The following is a 19988-nucleotide window of genomic DNA, read 5'->3' on the forward strand; positions in this document are numbered from 1 at the left end:
CGTTAAGCAACGGATTGGGATAAGTCGGGAACGTGCACCGCTTCAAGCAGTGCACGGGTATAGGGATGCTGTGCCAGCGCGGTCATGTTTTCACCGGGCAACACTTCCACTACATCGCCGCGATACATCACCGCCACGCGATGAGCGATCTGACGTATCAGGTTGAGGTCGTGGGTGATAAACAGATACGCGGTGCCGTAACGGCGGCGCAATTCCAGCAACAGTTCGATGATGGTGGCTTGCACCGACACATCCAGCGCGGCGGTAATCTCATCGCAAATCACTAGATCCGGTGGATTGGCGAACGCGCGTGCAATGGCAACACGCTGCTTCTGACCACCGGACAGCGCGTGCGGATAGCGCGAGGCGAATTCAGCCGGAAGTCGCACTTCCTCTAATAAACGTGCAACGGCCTGCGCTTCGGTTTCCCCCGGTGGCAAACCGTATAAGCGCAGCGGACGTGCGATGATTTCGCCGATGGTCATGCGCGGATTCAGTGAGGCATCAGGATGCTGGAAGATCATCTGTACGCGGCGACGATACTCTTTATCCATCTGCGCCCGGCCCTGCAGCACATAGCCGCAGAAATCAAGTTCGCCGCTGAACGGCACCAGTCCGGTAATCGCTTTGCCCAACGAGGATTTCCCTGAGCCCGACTCTCCGACCACACCGAGGATTTCGCCCTGATGCACGGTGAGCGAAACCGCGTTGGCGGCACGCGTGGTATTGGCTTCACGCTTGAGCAAGCGATCGACAAAGCCTTGATGGCCGTAGTCGATGGTGAGGTTGTCCAGCGTCAGTAACGGCTGTAAGCCCGCAGCATCCTGTACCAGACGCTGCTGCGGATTCGGCACAGCGTTAATCAGCTTGCGGGTGTAGCTGCTTTGCGGTGCGCTAAACAGGCTATGCGTGTCGGCCTGCTCCACAATCCGCCCTTTTTCCAGCACGCAAACGCGATCGGCGACTTTCGCCACCAGCGCCAGGTCGTGCGAAATATACAGCGAGGCCACGCCCGTCTCTTCACGCAGGCGTTCATAAAGATCGAGGATCTGTGCCGAGCTGATGACATCCAGCGCGGTGGTGGGCTCATCGAATATCATGCAGTCCGGCTGGCAGGCGAAAGCCGTGGCGATCAGGATGCGCTGTTTCTCACCACCGGAAACCTGATGTGGATAACGGCGCATCATGCGCGCTGGATGCTTTAATTCGACGTCATGCAACAGCGACTCGCCCAGCGCCTGCGCTTCACGCGCGGTTAAGCCACGATGGCGACGCAGCACTTCCGTCACCTGTTCGCCCAGCGTGAGAGTAGGATTGAGCGAAGCGCTCGGGTCCTGAAAAATCATCCCCAGCTTCGCGCCGCGCAAGGCCATCAGTTTTGGGGCGGGTAAACTCAGCAGGCTCTCTCCATTGAGGCGGATGTCGCCCCACTTCTCTCGCGCATTTCCCGCCAGCCAGCGCATGATTGCCCAGCCAAGCGTGGTTTTACCGGAGCCGGATTCCCCGACTAAACCCAGCACCTCGCCGGGCATCACGTTCAAGGTAATGTCGCGCAGCACCGGCAGTAACTCACCGTTTTGTAACGCATAATCAAGGCTGTAATTTTCCACCGACAGCACCGGCTCAGGTTTCACACTCATCAGTGGCTCCTTGGATTGAGCACATCTCGCAGCCCATCACCCAGTAAGTTAAAACCAATCGCCACCAGCGCGATCGCCAGGCCGGGAATCATCATCATCCACGGCGCGGTGAAGAAATAAGTGCGCGCTTCAGAGACCATCAATCCCCACTCTGGCTCAGGCGGTTGTGCGCCCAAACCAAGGAAGCTCAGCGTGGCAAACAGCATGATGGCAAAGGCAACGCGGATGGTGGCTTCAACGATGATCGGTGCCAGGATATTCGGCAGCATCTCGCGCAGGATGATGTAGTGCCCAGCTTCACCACGGGCAATCGCCGCGTTAATGTAATCCTGCTGCCGCGCCGCCAGCGCCACGCTGCGTGAAATACGCACCATGCCCGGCACAAACGCGATGGTGATCGCCAGCACCGCATTCATGCTGCTCTGACCTAGCGTGCTGACAATCAACAGGGCAAACAGCAGGCTGGGGATCGCCATCACCGCATCCATGGTGCGCATCATAAACTCATCGATCTTGCCGCCCAGATAGGCGCAAGCGGTGCCCAGTATCGAGCCAATTACCATGGCTAATGCGGTTGCCAGTAATGACAGCACGATGGTAGAGCGTGCGCCGACCATCACCCGACTGAAGATGTCGCGGCCCATCTGATCGGTGCCAAACCAGTGCACGGCACTTGGCGGTTTGTAACGCGTCAGAATTGAGATCGACTCGGGATCGAAGGGCGCGACATGCGCGCCACCCACCACCATCAGCAGCGACAGCAGGATAATCAGCACACCCACCGCGCCCTGCGGTGAACGCAGTAAACGTTTTAAAATATCAGGCATAAGAAATCCGCTTATCCAGTACCACGTAGGTCAAATCGGCGAGGAAGTTCACCACTGAATAGATCGCGGCGAGAATCATCACGCCGGCCTGAATGGTGGGCAGATCGCGTGCCTGCACGGCAACAATCAGCTCACGACCGATACCAGGAATGGCGAAGATTTCCTCGACCACCACAATGCCGCCAAGCAGGTAACCGACATCCAACGCCACAATGGTGATGGTCGGCAACAAGCCATTGCGCAGCGCGTGACGCCAGAGAATGCGGCGGCGCGACAGCCCTTTAAGCCAGGCGGCGCGGATGTAGTCGGTGTGCAGCACATCGACCATCTCCGAACGCACCATGCGCGAGACGTGTGCCACCAGAATCAGCGCCACGGTAATCGACGGCAAAATCAGGTGCTGCACGCCGCTGATGAAGTTTTCACTCAGCGGCACATAGCCGGTGGCGGGCAGAATCTGCCAGACGTCGGCAAACAGCAGCAGCACCAGCGTGGCGGTGACAAATTCCGGGAATGAGATGCCGATATAGGAGATGACGCTAACCAGCACATCAGCGGTTTTGCCGCGCCGGACTGCCGCCCAGATACCGAGCGGAATGGCGATCACCAGCATCAGCAGCAGTGCGCACACCGCCAGCAGCAGAGAACGCGACAGCGCGGTTAACAAGGTCGGCCCCACTTCAAGGCCATTGCGCATCGACACACCAAAATTGCCCTGCAACGCCTGGCTTAACCAATGCCAATACTGCAACCAGGCGGGCGCATCCAATCCCAGCCGCTCACGCACGGCGGCAAGCGCCTCTGGCGTGGCGTTTTGACCCAGCAAGGTGACAGCGGCGTCCGCTGGCAACAGCTGCGTGATGCCAAAGACCAGCAATGACACCACCAGCAAGGTGTAGATCATCAGCAGCAGGCGTTTAAGCAGATAACTCGCTGTCACGATCGCTCCTTACACTGCACGCTTGGGTGCTTTGTCAGTTAACCAGGTATGGTCGAGACGGAACACCGCACCGCGCGGATGCAGATGATAGCCGCCGACGTAATCGCGGCTGGCTGCCAGCAAATCGAAGAAGGTCGGGATCAGCGAAGGTACTTCGTCATGCATCAGCTGCTGCGCTTTGCCGTACAGCGTGGTGCGCTGGGCATCATCGTTGGTTTCACCGGCGGCGTTGACTGCGCTATCGAAATCGGCGTTGTTCCAGCGGGTTTCATTCCATGATGCGGTCGAGGTGTACAGCAGCGAGAACACCGCATCCGGCGTCGGTTGCATGTTGTAGAAGCCGACGTAGAAGTTGCCTTTTTTCCACACCTGATCGAGATAGGTGCTGTGTGCCATGGTCTGCACGTCAATGCGGAAACCGCCCTGCTTGGCCATCTCACGCAGCGCGATACCTAGCTGGGTACGAGTCGCCGGTTTATCCGAGGCAATCAAGGTTAAATCGAGGCCGTTGGGATAACCCGCATCCGCCAGTAATGCTTTGGCTTTGCTGTAATCCACCGCTTTTTTTGCCAGGTTGGCGAAGTAAGGGTAAGCGGCGTTGATCGGCGTATCGTTGCCCGGTGAACCGAGGCCATCGGCAACAAAATCCACCGATGCCGGGCGATCCACACACAGGGCCAGTGCCTGACGCACGCGCACATCATTAAACGGCTTTTGATCGCAGCCCATATTCACATTGAGGAACTGACCAGACGCCACGCGCAGTGGCAATACACCGGACGATTTAGAAAGACGGGCAAATTCGCTCGACTGTGCGCTCAACATCAAATCAGTATCGCCGGAGATCAGCGCCGAGCTTTCCGCGATGCCATCGGGATAAACCACCACTTCCACGCCATCCAGATAAGGACGTGCCGGATCGTAGTAATGCGGATTACGCTTCACCACAATTTTGCGTTCAGGATCGTAGGAAACCAGCTGGAACGGACCCGCGCCCAGCGAAGCCTTATTGAGCTTGTCGTACTGCCCCTGGACAATGCTGGCAGGAATGATTTTCGCGTCAGGATAGGCCAGCATCACCGGTAAGTCAGCGTAAGGGGCATCGGTTTCAATCAGTACGGTGTTGGTATCTTTGGCGCTCACCGCTTTGATCGGGCCGATATTATGCAGTGCCGGAGAAGCATTTTTCGGATCGAGCAGCGCCTGCAAACTGGCAACCACGTCAGCCGAGGTTAAGGCCGTGCCATCGCTGAACTTGAGGTTCGGACGCAGGGTGAAGGTCCACTGCTTGAGATCGGCACTCGCCTGCCAGGATTGCGCTAAGTCTGCTTCGGCTTTCATCTCCTGCGTCAGGCGCGTCAGGCCGCTGTAGAGCAACTCCGCCACCAGATATTCCGGGTTGACGCGCACCTGATGCGGATTCAGCACGCTGACCGCCTGATCGACACTAATACGTAATACGCCGCCTTTACGTGGCGTGTTGCCCGGCGTCGCGCTGGCCACCGCTGCGGCATGGGCCGAGAACGACCAGGGCAACATGGCTGCACCGGTCAGAGCGGTAGAGCTGGTGATAAACTGTCTGCGGTTTAACCCTTTCATCGCGCACATCTTCTCTTCCTCGTTAGTTTGTTAAATACCCTGGGTTGGCTGAAACTCATCGGCGAGATACGCCAGAATGGACTGCGAAAGTGCTATGACATCTGCCATCGTTGTGAACTCATCGGCGGCATGAATACGGTTGTCGGGGCGGGCTAAACCGCCCAGTAAAATTTCCTGAATACCGGCCTGTTGAACCCAGCCCATATCTGAACTGGTTGAAGATCCCCAGGGTTTAAATTCGTCCGCTTTAAAACCAAAGCCCTGGATGAGCGCGGCCTGCCAGCGCGGCCAGTGCGGACCATCTGGATTGGCCACCGGTGCCAGATGACCAATCATTTGCACCGTGACATCAAGTGCCGGGCTGTGATGCATGGCGTGGTTAATGCAGTGGTTAAGTTCCTGCCAGACATCGTCAAACGCCTCTTCCGGGGCATAACGTCGATTGATCAACAGTTCAAAACGTTCGGGGATGGTCGAGCCTTTGCTGCCACCGTGCGCGGCGGCCAGCGTTAACAGTGAGGTCAGCGGTTTATCTTGATAGTGCGGCGGTGCTGGCATTGCCGAGGTGCGCTGCTCCACTTCGCCTTTGAGCTGATAGAGCGCGTTCATTAGCGGTAACGCGGCTTCGATGGCGTTAATGCCATGCAGCGGATCGCCGGAATGCGCAGAGCGCCCGGTGATAATCACCTTGAGATCGATACTGCCAAAGCAACCCGCCCAAATGCGCGGCACTGCGCCCCCGTTGAAGCTCAACAGATGCCCGGCGAAAAGCTGCTGCTCTGCCAGATAGCGAATACCGGGATAGAGTCCGCCCTCTTCATCGGTACACAGCAGAAAGACCGGGTTGAAACGCAGCGGCAAATTCAAGGCTTGTGCGGCACGCACCGCCGCCATTGCCGCCACTATCGTCCCTTTCATGTCCGCCGCGCCACGGCCAAACAGCTTGCCTTCTGCCACCGTCAACGCCAACGGCGGAAATCGCCAGCCATCGCCCGCGGGCACCGTGTCAGTGTGAAAGTAGAGATTGCAGTTTTCGGCTGCGCCACAGTCAAGCGTTGCCAGCAGATTCACTCGCTCGCCGTGCGCACTGCCATCCGGCGCTTTCCATAGATTTTCTGGCACTAAGACGCGCTGAAAGCTGAAGTTCATGGGTGCCAGCAATTGCGTCATCAGATCGGCGAACTGCGCGTAACCATTGCCCGGTGGAAAGCAGGTATCCACTGCCAGCATGCGCTGCATATCGTCAGTAATTTGTGCGATGTCGTCCGCAATTTCTTCTAACGCACTGTTAAGGCGAGAATTGTGCAACATAGGATTATCGTCTGTTGTATTTCTATATAGTTTATAGATAATGCAATTTAAGGATGCAGGTCAATCGGTAATCAGAAACATGCAAAAAACTATGACGCAGACGACACTCCCCAATTCTCTCGTTTAAGCGAGGGAGAAGGCGCGCCGTTGTATGAAGTGGTGAAACGCCATATCAGCGAATCGATCCTGCAAGGTGAACTCCCTGCGGGCACGATCCTGCCAAGTGAAAACAGCCTGGCGGCGAAGTTTGGCGTGTCGGTGGGGACAATACGCAAAGCGCTGGCGGCGTTGACTACCGAAGGGATGTTGATGCGCCGTCGCAAGACCGGCACGGTGGTGACCGGCTGGGCACCGCTGCATAACCTCAGCCACTTCTTCCAGTATTTTCGCTTGCATGACAAAAGCGGCGGTTTACTGCACTCGGAAACGACACTGCTGGATTATCAGTTGGGCAAAGCCCACGAGCAGGAAGCTGAGAAACTGCAGATCGCCGTGGGGGATGACGTGATACGCCTGAAACGTTCGCGTCGGGTGAAAGGTATTGCTGCCATGCATGAAACGCTGATACTGCCTGCTGCACGCCTGCCAGATTTCCCCCCTGCGGAGCGCTTGCCGCCGTTGCTGTATCGCTTCCTGTTCGAGCATTACGATGTCCGCGTGGCTGCGGTGCGAGAACAAATCACCGCACAACTGGCAACTGAGGAAGATGCAACGCTGCTGGAGCTGAAATTGCCGCAAGCGGTGATGGTGATTGATGAAGTGTCTTTTGACCAGAGTGCGATACCGGTCATCCTGGCGCACCATCGTTTTTGCACTGAGCACTTCATGTATGTGAATGAGGTGAGGTGAGACGGCGTCACGCCCTGCAAAACCACAGGGCGTGAACCAGATTTACCTTTTGAAGCCTGTTGCTAACGTTATTTCGCGGCCGCTGCGGCCTGTTTTACCCAGCCATCAAACGTGGTCTGGTGCGCGTGAATCCAGCCGTCCACGTGACGCTGAATGTCTTCGCTGGAGGACTCACCGGCGTGCATGCGCTGGTTTTGCGCATTGACATCATTGAGCGGCAGTTTGACGATGGCGAACAGCCTGGCGGCGGCAGGATTTTTTTCTGCCCAGGCTTTATTGGCCACCACATGCTCGTTGTTGGCTTTGAAACCATAATTCTTGCCGTTAGCCAGCGCGGTATCTTCATTTTTCTGCGATCCCGGCGTGGCTGAGAATGGCACCGTCAGCCACACTACATCACGGCCCGGTTTTAATTCATCGCTCACCCAATGAGGTGTCCAGGTGAAATAGAGCACCGGCTTGCCGGCTTTATAACGCGTCAAGGTATCAGCAATAATCGCGGAATAATTACCCTGATTCTGCTGCACCGTTTGACTCAAACCATAAGCGTCAATTTGTGCATTAATCACCTGGCCACAGACCCAACCTGGATTACATCCGGCCAGATCGGCTTTGCCATCGCCGTTAGCATCAAATAGCTTGGCTAGCTTGGGATCTTTCAGCTGTGAAATATCGGTAATGTGATATTTGTCGGCGGTCTTTTTATCGATCAAATAACCCTGCGCGGCACCGCTGATATAGGTGCCCTGGCGATAGAATTTATTGTCTCCACCCGCCGCGTCATACATATCATTCTGTAGCGGCTCCCAGTTGACCGCCATGTAAGTGGCATCGCCTGCCGCTATCGCCGTATAGGCGACGTTGTAGTCCACTTCCTCGGTGGGTTTAACCTCGTATCCGAGTTTTTCCAGCGCTCTGTTAATCAGCTCAGTTTGGAACGCCTCTTCCGGCAAGGTGCTCTGCAGCGGGGAGACCGCCACACCTTTGCCCGGCAAGTCGGCAGCAAACAGTGTCGGTGAACTGATTAACGCAGTGAGGGAAATCGCAAGTAATTTCTTCCTGGTCATAATTAAGAACCTTATTATTTTGGTCGATGCCAGCGAATGGCGTCAGAATATGTCTCTGCAATAAAGAGAGATGAAATGCGGCTGTCAGTAAAAGTTTAAAATCAGAATATTACTGTTGCAGATAGTGACGTGCGTAACGAAGGCGGGTGTTGTAGGTGGAGAAAAAAGAAAAGTCAGAATTCATCATTATGATATCTGGTGACAGACCCTATTTCCTGTTATCAGGTCCGCGACATTCACTCCGGTAAATTAATCGTGCAGTTACCATACCACATTATTTCCGTGCTGCAACCGCTAATAAAATATCAGTGGCGATGATAAAAGGGATGCCGAAAAGGCCATCCCTTTTATCAGAGGAGAATATTTAGAACGGACCCCAGTTTATCGCCACGCCAATCAGCAGCGTCACCACGCAAATCGCAAACCAAATCGCCACCACCGGTGCTACGAATTTAAGCCATTTGCCGAACGAGATATTGGCGGTGGCCAGCGCGGCCATTAGCACGCCTGAAGTTGGGCTGATGGAGTTCACAATCCCTTCGCCTAACAACACCGTTTGCACCGTGACCTGACGTGTCAGACCGAGGTTATCACCCAGCGGGGAGAAAATCGGAATCAGCAAAGCAGACTCGCCCGAACCGGATGAAATACCGAAGTGCATCAGTGCGGCACTAACAAACATGCCCACGGCGGCAATCGCTGGCGGAACCGGCGCCAGCAAGTCTGACAGGAAGCCAACGATCGGATCGAGGATATTGCCCTGCTGCAGCACCACCGAAATCGCGCCCGCCATCCCGACAATAAAGCCGCCTTTGACCAGCTGAGAACAGCCAGACAGGAAGGTGTTAGCAATGGCAGAACCGGACAGGCGACCAATCAAGCCAACCATAATCGACAGGATGATAAACATCGCCGACATCTCATTGGTGGCCCAATGCAGCTGAACCGTGCCCACCATAAACAGAATCAGCGTCACTGCGCAGGTCAGCAGAATCAGTTTATGGCGACCGGTGATCGCCAGTGGTTCAGCGCTTTCCACCGTAATGTCCGCGCGCACCTGACCATTTTTACGCATGCGCTTCACGGTAATGATCAGGTAAATCGCCACCGTTAACACAAACAGCAGGTTGGTGATGCCGCGCAGTAACATGCCCGAGAACAGCGGCAGTTGCGCCAGATGCTGTGTCAGACCGGTGGTCGCCGGGCCGAGGAACGCGACGTTGAACCCTGCCGCGCAGGTCAGGTAGATCAGCGCCATGCCAATAACCGGCGGTAAGCCCAACGAACGCGCCACCAGCAGGCCAATCGGCACAAAAGCCACCACCGAGTTTTGCACCACGCCAGTACTGCCGAGCACAGCGAAGATTACCGCAAAAATCAGGATCAAACGGGTATCGCTGATTTTGGTGCTGCGTGACAGCGAGTTCAGCGCAGTGGCAATCGCCCCTGTGGCTTCAATCACCGCCAGCAATCCGCCGGTAAACAGAATCAGGAAAATGATCGGTGCCGCTTTGATCACACCCTGCACGATGGCCATGAAAATCTCGCCGGGATAAACACCGGTGCGCGCCACTTCATGCAGGCTACCTTTGATGGCAAAGGTCACGCCATTACGGATTTCATGATCAAACTTGCCAGCCGGGATAATCCAGGTGGCTACCGCTGCCAGAACCAGAATGATAAACAGCAGCAAATAAGGACTCTGCTCGCTCTTTTTACCCGCCGGTTGCATCGCATTATTTTTCTCAACATTAACCTGGGACATGAGTCTCTCCCAGCATAAGACCCGCAACCAGCGCGGTGCGTGAAGCAATATCGGCAATGATGATGTGTTCATGACGCGCATGAATACCTGCGCCGGTCGCGCCCAAACCGTCTAAGGTAGGGATACCCAACGCCGCAGTGAAATTGCCGTCGCTGCCGCCGCCCACCGATTGCCCTTCCACGCTGAAACCGATCTGTTGTGCCATCGCTTGCGCACGCTGCATGATCACCAGCGACTCAGCGCTCTGGCGCATTGGCGGACGTGACTGTGCACCGGTAATCTCCAGCTTGATGCCCGCTAAGTGCGGCTGAATCTGGGTGATTTCAGCGTGAATGCGCTGGGCTTCTTCTTCGCTGGTGACGCGCGTATCAATGCCCAGTACCGCTTTATCCGCCACCACATTGATGCGATTGCCACCCTGTGCAATGCCCACGTTGACGGTGGTGCCGCGATCCGGTGCATTCAATCCATGCAGGAACAGCACCTGATGCGCCATCTCCTGCACCGCGCTGATGCCCTCTTCTGGATTGTTACCGGCATGCGCGGCCAATCCGGTGATAGCAACCTGGTACTGTCCGGTGCCTTTGCGTGCGATTTTCAGTGCACCGGTTCCGGCCACCGCTGGCTCGACCACCAGCACCTGCGATGATCCCAACGCATGTTGTGACAACCAGTCGCTGGAGCTTGGGCTGCCGACTTCTTCATCGCTGCCGCACATGAAAACAATGCGTTTGCCCGCCAGCAAGTCATGTTCTTTTAAGGCTCGCGCCGCCCAGATCGACTGCACCAGACCGGCTTTCATGTCCAGAATACCGGGACCGTAAAACTTGCCGTCTTCCTCGCGCATCGGCAGTTCGCCTTCATCCCAGACGGTATCAAAATGGCCCAGCACCACGGTTTGTTCACTGCCTGAACCCAGCGTGAACTTGAGATGGTTGCCGTAATGTTCCTGTACATCAATTTCAGCATCAATGCCCAGACGTGCAGCGAACAGGGCACGCAGCACGTCGCCACAGCGATCCACCGCCGCCTTGTTCATTGACGGTGACTCTGCTGCCACCAGGGTTTTGATATCCGAGAGAATTTCGCCTGAATGCTGTTGCAAATAACTTATTATATTTTTCATTACTTCTGTCCTCACCAAGTGAATCCCGAGTATGAGGATAAAATAGGGCTTAAAAAATGGGTATAAAACGCTATTATTGTTGACCGGAGATCAACAGATAACAAAAACCTATGGCAATGCTGCTCTATCCCGATAAATCCATAAGATACTTATATGAAGTGGGTATCCACGGCGGCATTCGTCGCGCGGCTGAAGCGTTAGACGTTGATCCGGCTGCCATCAGCCGCCAGCTTTCGCAGCTGGCGCGCGAAATGCAGCTGCCGTTGCTGGAGCGTCGGGGCCGCAACGTGGTGCTGACCGAGGCCGGAAAACTGCTGGCTGAGGATTATGCCCAAACGCACCAGCGCAGAAGCCATTTAGAACGACGCCTAAAAGATCTGCGCCACAAGCGCGGCGGGTCCATCACCATCCGCGTGGGCCAGGGAATGGTGGATGAGGTGGTGAAGTACGTGTTTCAGCCGTTTTCACAAGGCTATCCTGAGGTGTTCATCAATATCTTGTCCGGCGATATGCAAACCACCGTGTCCCTGATCACCAAGGGGGAAGTCGATATGGCCGTGGGCTTTGGTCCGATTGGCCCGCCAGGACTCAAATGCCACAGCTACAGCCGAGGGCCGATATGCGCCATTGTGCGACGCGAGCATCCCATCGCGTTGTACGAGCAAGTCGATGTTACCGATCTCGTCCACTATCCCCTGATCGGCATGGATAAAGACTTTGGGATTCAGAGCTATATGAATGCCATGTTCACGCAGGAAGGTTTGTTATTCAGCCCTGCTTATAGCTGCAACCTCTTTACCAGCGCCATCGCACTAAGCCAGGCGGGCATGGGCATCGCCTTTATGACCACCAAGGTGGTGGAAGATGCTTTAAGTTCGCGCAATCTGGTGGCGGTGCCGATCAACCATCGCATCGCCCGTGAGAGCCAATGCCATCTGTTGCGCAGCGCCGACCACCGTTTTACCCCTGCGGCACAACATCTGTGGCAAATGCTGTGTCAGTTTTTGATGGGACGCCACACGCATCGTAGTGCTAGCGTTTTTGCGCTGACGAACGCAACGTGTAATCCGCCATGATCGACCAGTCGCGATCGCCGCCACCGGCCTCCACCGCCCGATGCATTTGCTGATGCACCGCCTGCAACATCGGCAGTTCAGCCTGAGCTTGAGCGGCGGCGGCCTGCGCCAGACGCAGATCTTTTAACCCGAGGCTGGCCTTGAAGCCGGGTTCATACACTTCCTGCATGATGTTGGCGGAATAGACCTGATAACTGCGGCTGCTGAATAAGGTATTGAGGATCAGATCAAAGAAGCGCTCACGTTCCAGCCCGTTGGCTTCGGTGAGCACCACGGCTTCCGCCATTGCTTCAATCGCCATGGTGATCATCATGTTACAAGCAATCTTCGCCGCGTGAGCCGCTGCCGGGGTTTCGCCCATATGCCAGATGCGTTTACCGATCAATGCCAGCACCGGTTCCACTCTGCTGAGCGCTGAAGGTTCTCCCGCTGCCAGCACATTTAACTCGCCGCGCGCGGCAACGTCCGGCCTTCCCAACACCGGTGCCGCGACATACGCAATGCCGGCAGTCTGATGGCGTTGCGCCAGCTCATGAGAATAGGCCACCGAAATTGTCGACATCACGATGTGAACCAGAGGCGGACTGGCTTTGCTGAGCAGATCATCATTGATGATCACATCCTCAATCGCAGCATCGTCAGGGAGCAGCGTTATCGCCACATCAGCCTGAAAAGCTTCAGCGGCGGAAGTGAGTGCTGTCAATCCCGGCACATCACGAGCGGAGCGACTCCATCCTGAAACCTGATGCCCAGCGGCGATAAAATGTTGTGCGATGGCACTCCCCATCGCACCCAGTCCGATAATTGCAATATTCATCTTAGTACCCTGTTGATAGCGTTGAACGCAGGAGTCGAGATTAATGGCCGGTGCGCGCGCCGGAACTGAACCCGTGATCACGAGCCCGCAATGTGATGACAAAAGCGATCGCCAGCAGCACAAGCAAAACCGGTGGAAACGACTGCGCACCCCAGTGATTCAACAGAATGCCGCCCGTGATGCCGCCCGCCGCAATCGCGCCGTTCCACGCCACTACGTTCATGGAAAGCGCGATATCAGCGCCCTCTCCAGCAGTATCCGCGAGTGCCGTTTGCAACAAAGTTGCCGCTCCGCCGAAGGTCAATCCCCATACGGCCACGCCGAAATACAGCACCGCTGGAACGTGCGGGAAGCCCATGAACGCCAATGAAACCAGGGCAAAAACCGCCAGACTCACCAGCACGCTGCGGCGTAAATGGTGATCGACCAGACGCCCGGTCACAGCTATCGCCAGCAACGCCGACAGCCCGAACACCAGCAGCACGATATCCACTTGCGAACCCAAGCCAGCCAATTGCAGAAACGGAGCGATATAGGTGTAGAGAATGTTGTGAGCCAACATCCAGGCAATTACCACGCTGAGCACCGGTCTCACGCCTGGCGTGGTAAGCACCTTTAGCAACGGCATGCGTTCATGGCGTGACTGCCCAGGATAATCAGGCACTTTGGCCAGCACCCACACCACCAGCACAATGGTTAAGGCCGAGATAATCGCAAAGGCGCTGCGCCAGCCCATCACGCCACCCAGCCAGGTGCCGAGCGGCACCCCTAACGACAAGGCGATGGGCGTGCCCACCATGGCGATCGCCATCGCTTTGCCCTGCTGGTGGATCGCCACCATCCTGCGTGCATAGCCCGCCAGCAAACTCCAAGACAATCCCGCCGCCACGCCAGCAAAAAAGCGTGCCGTTAGCGTGAGCCAGTAATTGGCGGACAGCGCCGTGATGGAATTGAAAATCAGGAACCCGGCGATAGCCAGCAGCAGCACGTTTCTGCGCCGCCAACCCTGTGTCGCAATGGTCAATGGAATCGCGGCGATCAGTGATCCCAGCGCATAAGCCGTGACCGTCTGGCCTGCCAGCGCGTTTGAGATATTCAGCCCCGCCGCCATTTGCGGCAGGAGCCCGGCGGGCAAGGTTTCGGTGATGATGCAAATAAAGCCCGTCATCGCCAGCGCCAGCAGAGCCGATATCGGCAGCCGTTCTGTCGCATTATCTTGACCGGTGAGTGCGAGTTCTTTTTCCATAAGTCCTTCTGAAATTACTTGTGTATCGATTGGTATATTTTTAGGCGTGAGAGATTGACTCCGCGACGTTTAGGAGAGCAATCTCTATTAATGTAACGATCGATACACTAGTCAGGCAGGTTCGCTTTGTCAACGAGATATGTATCGTTTAGTATAGTAATCCACTGCACGAGTAAAACCGGAGGAAGCGATGGCGAAAATGGGACGCCCGAGAACATTTGATCGAGACCAGGCGATCGAACAGGCGATGTATCTGTTTTGGCAGCAGGGCTACGAATCGACTTCGCTTTCTCAGCTCAAGGCCAGCATCAACAACGGCATTTCTGCACCCAGTTTTTACGCCGCGTTCGGTTCGAAAGAGGCGTTATTTCGTGAGTGCGTGCAGCGCTATCTCGCGACATTTGGTCAGGTGACGGAATTCCTGTGGGATACCCGTCTGACGGGGCGCGAAGCCGTGGAAACCTCATTACGACGATCCGCGCAGATGCAGTGCGAGCCAGACCATCCCACCGGATGTATGGTGGGCCTCGGTGCCATGAGCGCCACCTCCGTCGAACATGCCTCCGTGGTCGAACCGCTGACACGATCGCGTGATCGCACCCGAGCGGGTATCACCGCCGCGATAGAGCGGGCTGTCGCCGCAGGCGAGTTGCGGCCGGATGTTGATGTCCGCGCGCTGGGGGCATCAATGAGTACTTTTATGTTTGGCTTATCGATTCAGGCACGCGACGGTGCCAGCATTGAAGACCTGAACAAGGCGATTTCGCAGATGATGTGGGTATGGGATGCTAATAGATAACGTCAGATCAGAGTGTTTTGCTTAAACAAACGGATTCGGTTCGACCAACGTAAGGGCCGTAGTTTTCAATCTGCTTAAAGCCGTGTTTGAGATAAAAATCCACGGCGCGAGTGTTGATAGCGCGCGTTGAAAGCTGAATTTCTTCGAAGCCTACACTCACCGCCCACTGCTGCAAATGTTCCAACAGCGCCGCCCCCACGCCGGATACGCTGCGGTCCGAATACATGCGTTTCAATTCAGCGATGTCATCCGACAGCGGCCGCAGTGAAGCACATCCTACCGCTCTGCCCTGCTGATCTTTTGCCAACACCCAGATGGAGCGTCTTTCATCTAAGGCTTCAGCATTAAAGTGGCTCTTTCCGTTGTTCCCGGTAATTGCCGCCAACTCTGTAGAGAGCTGTTCAATCAGTCGTTGAGATTCGGGAGCGAAGGGGTCGGTGGACTCGATGGTAATCATGATGGGCGATCTATTCCTGATGCGCGGCGATGACGCTCATCGCCTCCGGTTAAACATGCAGTCAGCACGTTAAACCGGAAGCGCATGTCTGCCAATTACTTTTGCTGCTGCTGTTGGGCCTCAGCTTCTTTTTGCTTTTTACTCGCCATGTGATGGCCCACGACACAGCCACCGACCGCGCCCATCACAGCATGGTGCGCAACATGCCCTGCTGCGGCACCGATCATCGCGCCTTTCAGGCATCCTTGCGCTTCAGCCTGAGCGCTGACGGCTAAAAACAGGCCTAAAGTGATAACCAGCTTTGACAGATTTTTCATACAACTGAGGTTCCGAAAAGGGATGAGGCTGAGTACGTTACCGATAAATAAGTTTGAATTCGTGCACTATTCGCTGCGGCACCGGACAGATTGAAAGCCGTTTATGAATGGTTGTTGATTGGGTTCTGCGTACGGATTTCCTTAATCGCCCATTCATAAACCACACACGGCACATCGTAATGTTGTTCGATGCCTTTATAGGTCATTCCTAATCGCTGCATGACGCGTTGCGAAGTTTTAATTTCAGATATGCTGTTTCTAAGCTCATAACAACTGCAGATTGAGACTGTTGGTGATTTCACGGTTGATACTAGAGTTGTTTTACGTGAAACCAATGCCAACTTTAGATTAGGTCGTGCCCTGCCTGGATATATGTCTCACGGGATTAATATTTACAATGCCTCATCTATGGGGCATAGAACTCCTTTATGACTCATACATAAGCCATTCGTTTTTGAATTGATTATTCAATAAGGCGGCCTGACTGTCCGTCGCGATGTTTGCTACCGTCTGGCGAACACTCCCTTAGCCCGTCTGGGCAGAGAGTATTTTTGATGCAGGTCTGGATTTCGATATGTTTACACCATCGACACGTTTTGACGATATGTCGATAAAATCGTTTTTTTAAACATATAGCCGTGACATGTTTATGGCATCGACATATTATGGCCATATGTCGATAGAACTGGATTTTTTAAACATATGGTCTGGAATCCTGAAGTCCCTTATAACGCATTGCCCTTGCTGCCGCCTGACCTCGAAACCATAGAGACTCGCAAGGTGTTAAAGGCTTGCATAACCGCCAGGGCTGCGGTGGCGGAGTTGAAAACCGCCGGGGAGCTGATTCCCGATCAAGGGTTGCTGATTAACATCTTACCCATGTTAGAAGCGAAGGATTCATCGCGCATTGAAAACATCGTGACCACCAGCGATCAGCTTTTCCAGTATGCCGATCATGATGAAAACGCCGATCCCTCAACAAAAGAAGCGTTGCGCTATCGCACGGCACTGTTTGAAGGCTTTACCCATCTCGATGCTTACCCGCTGTGCACCAACACAGCAATAGCGCTTTGTACCAAGCTGCGCGCCGTGCAAAGTGATATTCGCAAAACGCCGGGTACGGTGTTGCGTGACCAACACAACAACGTGGTGTACACACCACCTGTGGGTGAAACCGCTATTCGTGATTTGATGGCAAACTGGGAACGCTTCATTCATGCCGATGATGAGATCGATCCACTGGTAAAAATGGCGATTTCGCATTATCAGTTCGAGTGCATTCACCCCTTCCCTGACGGTAATGGTCGTACTGGGCGTATCCTGAATATTCTGTATTTGATTCAAACCGAGCTGCTTTCGCTGCCCATTCTGTATCTCTCGAGGTTCATTTTGGAAAACCGAGATGACTACTACACGCTGCTTCGTGACGTTACCGAGCAGGGTAAATGGGAAGCCTGGATACTATTTATGCTGGAAGCCGTACGAAATACCGCCATTTGGACGACGCAAAAAATTGCCATTGTGCGGGCACTAATCACCGAAGTGGCGGCGTACGTCAGAGAAAAACTGCCAAAAATCTACTCCCACGAGTTGATGCAGGTGCTGTTTGCGCAACCTTACTGCCGTATCGAAAATCTGGTTGAAAGTGGTATCGCTAAACGTCAAACGGCATCCGCTTATTTGAAACAGCTTGTGGAAATTGGTGTATTGGAAGAGAAAAGCTACGGACGCGAGAAGCTGTATATGAATACACGCCTGTTGCAGGAACTTAACCACTAAGTACCGGTGAATTAAGAACATTCTCCTTTCGGGATCCTGGCAAAGAAATCGGCATAACTGGCAGCCTGCTGATGCCGCAATATCTCCTCAAGCGCTGTCAGCGGGGTGTCGGACCAATCGACGCGGGCGTCTACTGAAGCATATTCGCGATCGTGCCAGATTTTGAGTGCCGCGGATTTAATCCCGCGGCGATCGCCACCTGCAGTTGCACCCTGTTTCAGTGCCGCCAGCAGTCGCATCTCAAACCTTGTTTCTGGCTGATGAAAACCGACCTGCATGGCGTTGAGCGTCTGTGTGTTAGCGAGTAAATTGCCGCCCACCACGCACTCTCCCTGCTGAACAACGCCTGCAAATTCACCACATAATGTACCGCTCCAATGCGCAACGTCTCCCCGGCTATCAATGATCATCACCTGCCGTCGCTCACGTTCATTGTCTTGTTCAAGCAACTTCGCCAGGGTTTTATCGGCCGTCAGCCCCTTACGCAGCAAGGCTAAACCATGGAGGCCAAACAGCGGATTTGTCATCGCCTGCGTGGCGATTGCGCCCACACCAGCATCTCCGTGCACCACCAGCGCACCCACGGATGGGCCGGCCGTGGCAGTTGCCACGCCAAGTGCCCCCGTAAGGGGATCTCGCGCCACGATTGAAAAGGTCATATCACCGCCATCTCACAGCCATAAGAAATTTGTAGGGATAAATAATTGGACTGATTTCTATTTATGCGCATAAATTAAATAAAGGCAACGTCGAAATTATCACCAGAGATGAATGGGGACGCTATGTTCAAGAGGCATATTTGGAAAACGTTCAACAGAATGGCATTGCCCTTCTGCCTGGCGTTAAGCATCGTTGGGCAATCACCCGTTCTGGCCGCAACGCCGTCCGATGCTTTGCTAATGGGCCAGGTCGCCGAACCGCAATCGCTCGATCCGCAGGTGGCGACTGCCGCTAATGATGCCCGCATCCTGGTGAATATTTACGATGGTCTGGTGCGTAACGGTGCCGACTCATTGGATATCGAACCCGCACTCGCCACGCATTGGACAATCAGCGCAGATGGGCTGACTTATCGGTTTGACTTACGTCAGGGAGTAACATTTCAGGATGGCACGCCATTTAATGCAGCAGCGGTGAAGTATACTTTTGAGCGCATGCTGGACGATAAACACCCCGCGCACAATACTGGCCCTTTCCCGCTTTCCTTCTTTTTTTCCTCAATAAAGTCGATCGAAATCGTTGATGAACATACCGTGGTTTTTCATCTTAAAGAGCCGTTTGCGCCGCTGCTATCCAACCTCGCTACGCCAACCGGCTTGATCGTATCCCCCGCCGCAGTGGCGAAGTATGGCAAAGATTTTGGTCGCCATCCTGTGGGAACGGGCGCTTTCCGCTTTGGTGAATGGCAAGCAAACCAACGCGTGGTGGTCACCGCCAACAGTGATTATTGGGACGGTAAACCCGCAATACAAAACGTGGTGTTCCGACCCATTACGGATAACAACACGCGGGTTGCGGAGATGCTTTCCGGCGGAATAGATGCCATGCCGGAAGTACCGCCTGATACCGTCAAACTTTTTGCAGAAAAGCCTGATCGTTTTCGCCTTTATCAAACCACCGGTCCACACGTCTGGTACGTAATGCTCAACACTCGCAGCGCGCCTTTCAATGATGTGCGCGTCCGCCAGGCCGTCAACTACGCCATCAACAAACCCTCGTTGGTGGACAATATTCTGCAGGGTTCGGCCGATGTCGCAACTGGCCCAATTCCTTCAGCTTTTAGCTGGGCCTATAACAACGACGTGAAGCCCTATCCTTACGATCCGCAGAAAGCGCGACAGCTGCTGAAAGAGGCCGGAGCCGAAGGGGCCACATTGACGTTTTATGTCACTGAAGGCGGTTCCGGTATGTTGGATCCGCTGCCAATGGCCGTGGCTATCCAGGCCGATCTCAAAGCCGTGGGTTTACAGGTCAAAATCGAAACCTATGAGTGGAATACCTATCTGGCAAAAGTGAATGCAGGATTACCTCCTCAGGTGCAGATGGCGGAAATGGCATGGATGACCAATGATCCCGATACGCTGCCGTTCCTCACTTTGCGCAGTGATGCCCTACCCGATCAGGGCGGCTTTAACTCCGGTTATTACCACAATCCTGAAGTGGATCGTCTGCTGCAACAGGCACGCCTGACCACCGATAACGCGTCACGCGCTGCCCTTTATCGCCAGGTACAGCAAATCGTGCATCAGGATGCCCCGTGGATTTTCGTCGCCAATTGGAAGCAAAACGCCGTGACCTCGACGCGCATCGATCACTTCACGCTGCAACCCAATTTCAATCTGTTACTCAACCGGGTAACGAAAAACTAACTGC

At 54.7% G+C, this 19988-nt stretch carries 18 protein-coding genes; 5 read left to right on the forward strand and 13 right to left on the reverse strand.

Translation table 11 applies throughout. The annotated features are described in order from the left end of the window. Positions 1-2: 2 nt before the first annotated feature. The 5 genes from nikE to HA45_RS19490 are packed head-to-tail and all read right to left on the reverse strand — an operon-like array spanning position 3 to position 6317. Positions 3-1640, reverse strand: coding sequence for a nickel ABC transporter ATP-binding protein NikE (nikE, locus tag HA45_RS19470; RefSeq protein ID WP_100700233.1), 1638 nt, complete (start codon positions 1638-1640; stop codon positions 3-5). Beyond that, positions 1640-2467, reverse strand: coding sequence for an ABC transporter permease (locus tag HA45_RS19475; protein ID WP_100700234.1), 828 nt, complete (start codon positions 2465-2467; stop codon positions 1640-1642). The genes nikE and HA45_RS19475 overlap by 1 nt, the downstream gene beginning before the upstream one ends. Next, entirely contained in the window at positions 2460-3407 is a 948-nt protein-coding gene (locus tag HA45_RS19480; protein ID WP_100700235.1) for an ABC transporter permease, read from the reverse strand. The genes HA45_RS19475 and HA45_RS19480 overlap by 8 nt, the downstream gene beginning before the upstream one ends. Positions 3408-3416: 9 nt before the next feature. Further along, positions 3417-5015: an ABC transporter substrate-binding protein gene (locus tag HA45_RS19485; RefSeq protein WP_100700236.1), complete on the reverse strand. Its 1599-nt coding sequence runs from the start codon at positions 5013-5015 to the stop codon at positions 3417-3419. Between the two features lie 21 nt (positions 5016-5036). After that, positions 5037-6317: a M20 family metallopeptidase gene (locus HA45_RS19490; protein ID WP_100700237.1), complete on the reverse strand. Its 1281-nt coding sequence runs from the start codon at positions 6315-6317 to the stop codon at positions 5037-5039. A 156-nt stretch (positions 6318-6473) separates the two neighbouring features. Here HA45_RS19490 and HA45_RS19495 point away from each other — a divergent pair, with 156 nt between their 5' ends. After that, positions 6474-7166 (forward strand): GntR family transcriptional regulator, encoded by a 693-nt coding sequence (locus HA45_RS19495; RefSeq protein ID WP_244563484.1) that lies wholly within the window; start codon positions 6474-6476, stop codon positions 7164-7166. Between the two features lie 68 nt (positions 7167-7234). Here HA45_RS19495 and proX read toward each other — a convergent pair whose 3' ends face one another. The 3 genes from proX to HA45_RS19510 form a co-directional block, all read right to left on the reverse strand. Next, entirely contained in the window at positions 7235-8233 is a 999-nt protein-coding gene (gene proX / locus HA45_RS19500) for a glycine betaine/L-proline ABC transporter substrate-binding protein ProX (RefSeq protein WP_100700239.1), read from the reverse strand. Positions 8234-8597: 364 nt separating this feature from the next. Continuing rightward, positions 8598-9998: a YfcC family protein gene (locus HA45_RS19505; RefSeq protein ID WP_100700240.1), complete on the reverse strand. Its 1401-nt coding sequence runs from the start codon at positions 9996-9998 to the stop codon at positions 8598-8600. Then, complete coding sequence (locus HA45_RS19510) at positions 9985-11124, reverse strand: M20 family metallopeptidase (RefSeq protein WP_100700241.1); 1140 nt, start codon at positions 11122-11124, stop codon at positions 9985-9987. Before HA45_RS19510 ends, HA45_RS19505 begins: the two co-directional genes overlap by 14 nt. A 110-nt stretch (positions 11125-11234) precedes the next feature. Here HA45_RS19510 and HA45_RS19515 point away from each other — a divergent pair, with 110 nt between their 5' ends. Then, positions 11235-12200 carry a LysR family transcriptional regulator gene (locus HA45_RS19515; protein ID WP_128599011.1) on the forward strand — a complete coding sequence of 322 codons (966 nt, stop codon included), beginning with the start codon at positions 11235-11237 and terminating at the stop codon, positions 12198-12200. Here the strand turns inward: HA45_RS19515 and HA45_RS19520 are convergent. Together HA45_RS19520 and HA45_RS19525 are read right to left on the reverse strand one after the other, a co-directional pair. Next, a complete protein-coding gene (locus HA45_RS19520; RefSeq protein ID WP_100700243.1) occupies positions 12157-13017 on the reverse strand; it encodes an NAD(P)-dependent oxidoreductase in 861 nt (286 codons plus the stop codon). The genes HA45_RS19515 and HA45_RS19520 overlap by 44 nt on opposite strands. Before the next feature lie 40 nt (positions 13018-13057). Next, on the reverse strand, positions 13058-14263 hold the full coding sequence (locus tag HA45_RS19525) for an MFS transporter (RefSeq protein ID WP_100700244.1): 1206 nt from the start codon (positions 14261-14263) through the stop codon (positions 13058-13060). A 190-nt stretch (positions 14264-14453) separates the two neighbouring features. On the opposite strand from HA45_RS19525, the gene HA45_RS19530 reads away from it, so the two are divergent. Next, positions 14454-15062, forward strand: coding sequence for a TetR/AcrR family transcriptional regulator (locus HA45_RS19530; RefSeq protein ID WP_100700245.1), 609 nt, complete (start codon positions 14454-14456; stop codon positions 15060-15062). 7 nt (positions 15063-15069) lie between these two features. Here HA45_RS19530 and HA45_RS19535 read toward each other — a convergent pair whose 3' ends face one another. After that, complete coding sequence (locus tag HA45_RS19535) at positions 15070-15519, reverse strand: GNAT family N-acetyltransferase (protein WP_100700246.1); 450 nt, start codon at positions 15517-15519, stop codon at positions 15070-15072. A 95-nt stretch (positions 15520-15614) separates the two neighbouring features. Further along, the gene (locus HA45_RS19540; RefSeq protein WP_100700247.1) at positions 15615-15836 is read right to left on the reverse strand and encodes a hypothetical protein; all 222 of its coding nucleotides are present in this window, start codon (positions 15834-15836) and stop codon (positions 15615-15617) included. A gap of 702 nt (positions 15837-16538) precedes the next feature. On the opposite strand from HA45_RS19540, the gene fic reads away from it, so the two are divergent. Further along, positions 16539-17615: a protein adenylyltransferase Fic gene (fic, locus tag HA45_RS19550; protein WP_100700249.1), complete on the forward strand. Its 1077-nt coding sequence runs from the start codon at positions 16539-16541 to the stop codon at positions 17613-17615. 11 nt (positions 17616-17626) lie between these two features. Here fic and HA45_RS19555 read toward each other — a convergent pair whose 3' ends face one another. Beyond that, on the reverse strand, positions 17627-18274 hold the full coding sequence (locus tag HA45_RS19555; protein WP_100700250.1) for a DUF1028 domain-containing protein: 648 nt from the start codon (positions 18272-18274) through the stop codon (positions 17627-17629). A 159-nt stretch (positions 18275-18433) separates the two neighbouring features. Between HA45_RS19555 and HA45_RS19560 the strand changes: the two genes are divergently transcribed. Further along, positions 18434-19984, forward strand: a complete 1551-nt coding sequence (locus HA45_RS19560) for an ABC transporter substrate-binding protein (RefSeq protein ID WP_100700251.1) — start codon at positions 18434-18436, stop codon at positions 19982-19984. The last annotated feature ends 4 nt before the right edge of the window (positions 19985-19988 follow it).

The organism is Pantoea rodasii (genome assembly GCF_002095465.1).
Classification (GTDB): Bacteria; Pseudomonadota; Gammaproteobacteria; order Enterobacterales; family Enterobacteriaceae; genus Pantoea; species Pantoea rodasii.

Excerpts from the sequence above, each read along its gene's own strand:
- HA45_RS19475 (WP_100700234.1), bottom strand. The coding sequence starts at position 2,467 with ATGCCTGATATTTTAAAACGTTTACTGCGTTCACCGCAGGGCGCGGTG.
- HA45_RS19490 (WP_100700237.1), bottom strand. The coding sequence starts at position 6,317 with ATGTTGCACAATTCTCGCCTTAACAGTGCGTTAGAAGAAATTGCGGAC.
- HA45_RS19530 (WP_100700245.1), top strand. The coding sequence starts at position 14,454 with ATGGCGAAAATGGGACGCCCGAGAACATTTGATCGAGACCAGGCGATC.
- HA45_RS19485 (WP_100700236.1), bottom strand. The coding sequence starts at position 5,015 with ATGTGCGCGATGAAAGGGTTAAACCGCAGACAGTTTATCACCAGCTCT.
- HA45_RS19540 (WP_100700247.1), bottom strand. The coding sequence starts at position 15,836 with ATGAAAAATCTGTCAAAGCTGGTTATCACTTTAGGCCTGTTTTTAGCC.
- proX (WP_100700239.1), bottom strand. The coding sequence starts at position 8,233 with ATGACCAGGAAGAAATTACTTGCGATTTCCCTCACTGCGTTAATCAGT.
- HA45_RS19510 (WP_100700241.1), bottom strand. The coding sequence starts at position 11,124 with ATGAAAAATATAATAAGTTATTTGCAACAGCATTCAGGCGAAATTCTC.
- nikE (WP_100700233.1), bottom strand. The coding sequence starts at position 1,640 with ATGAGTGTGAAACCTGAGCCGGTGCTGTCGGTGGAAAATTACAGCCTT.
- HA45_RS19505 (WP_100700240.1), bottom strand. The coding sequence starts at position 9,998 with ATGTCCCAGGTTAATGTTGAGAAAAATAATGCGATGCAACCGGCGGGT.
- HA45_RS19525 (WP_100700244.1), bottom strand. The coding sequence starts at position 14,263 with ATGGAAAAAGAACTCGCACTCACCGGTCAAGATAATGCGACAGAACGG.
- HA45_RS19520 (WP_100700243.1), bottom strand. The coding sequence starts at position 13,017 with ATGAATATTGCAATTATCGGACTGGGTGCGATGGGGAGTGCCATCGCA.
- HA45_RS19515 (WP_128599011.1), top strand. The coding sequence starts at position 11,235 with ATGGCAATGCTGCTCTATCCCGATAAATCCATAAGATACTTATATGAA.
- HA45_RS19560 (WP_100700251.1), top strand. The coding sequence starts at position 18,434 with ATGGCATTGCCCTTCTGCCTGGCGTTAAGCATCGTTGGGCAATCACCC.
- HA45_RS19535 (WP_100700246.1), bottom strand. The coding sequence starts at position 15,519 with ATGATTACCATCGAGTCCACCGACCCCTTCGCTCCCGAATCTCAACGA.
- fic (WP_100700249.1), top strand. The coding sequence starts at position 16,539 with ATGGTCTGGAATCCTGAAGTCCCTTATAACGCATTGCCCTTGCTGCCG.
- HA45_RS19555 (WP_100700250.1), bottom strand. The coding sequence starts at position 18,274 with ATGACCTTTTCAATCGTGGCGCGAGATCCCCTTACGGGGGCACTTGGC.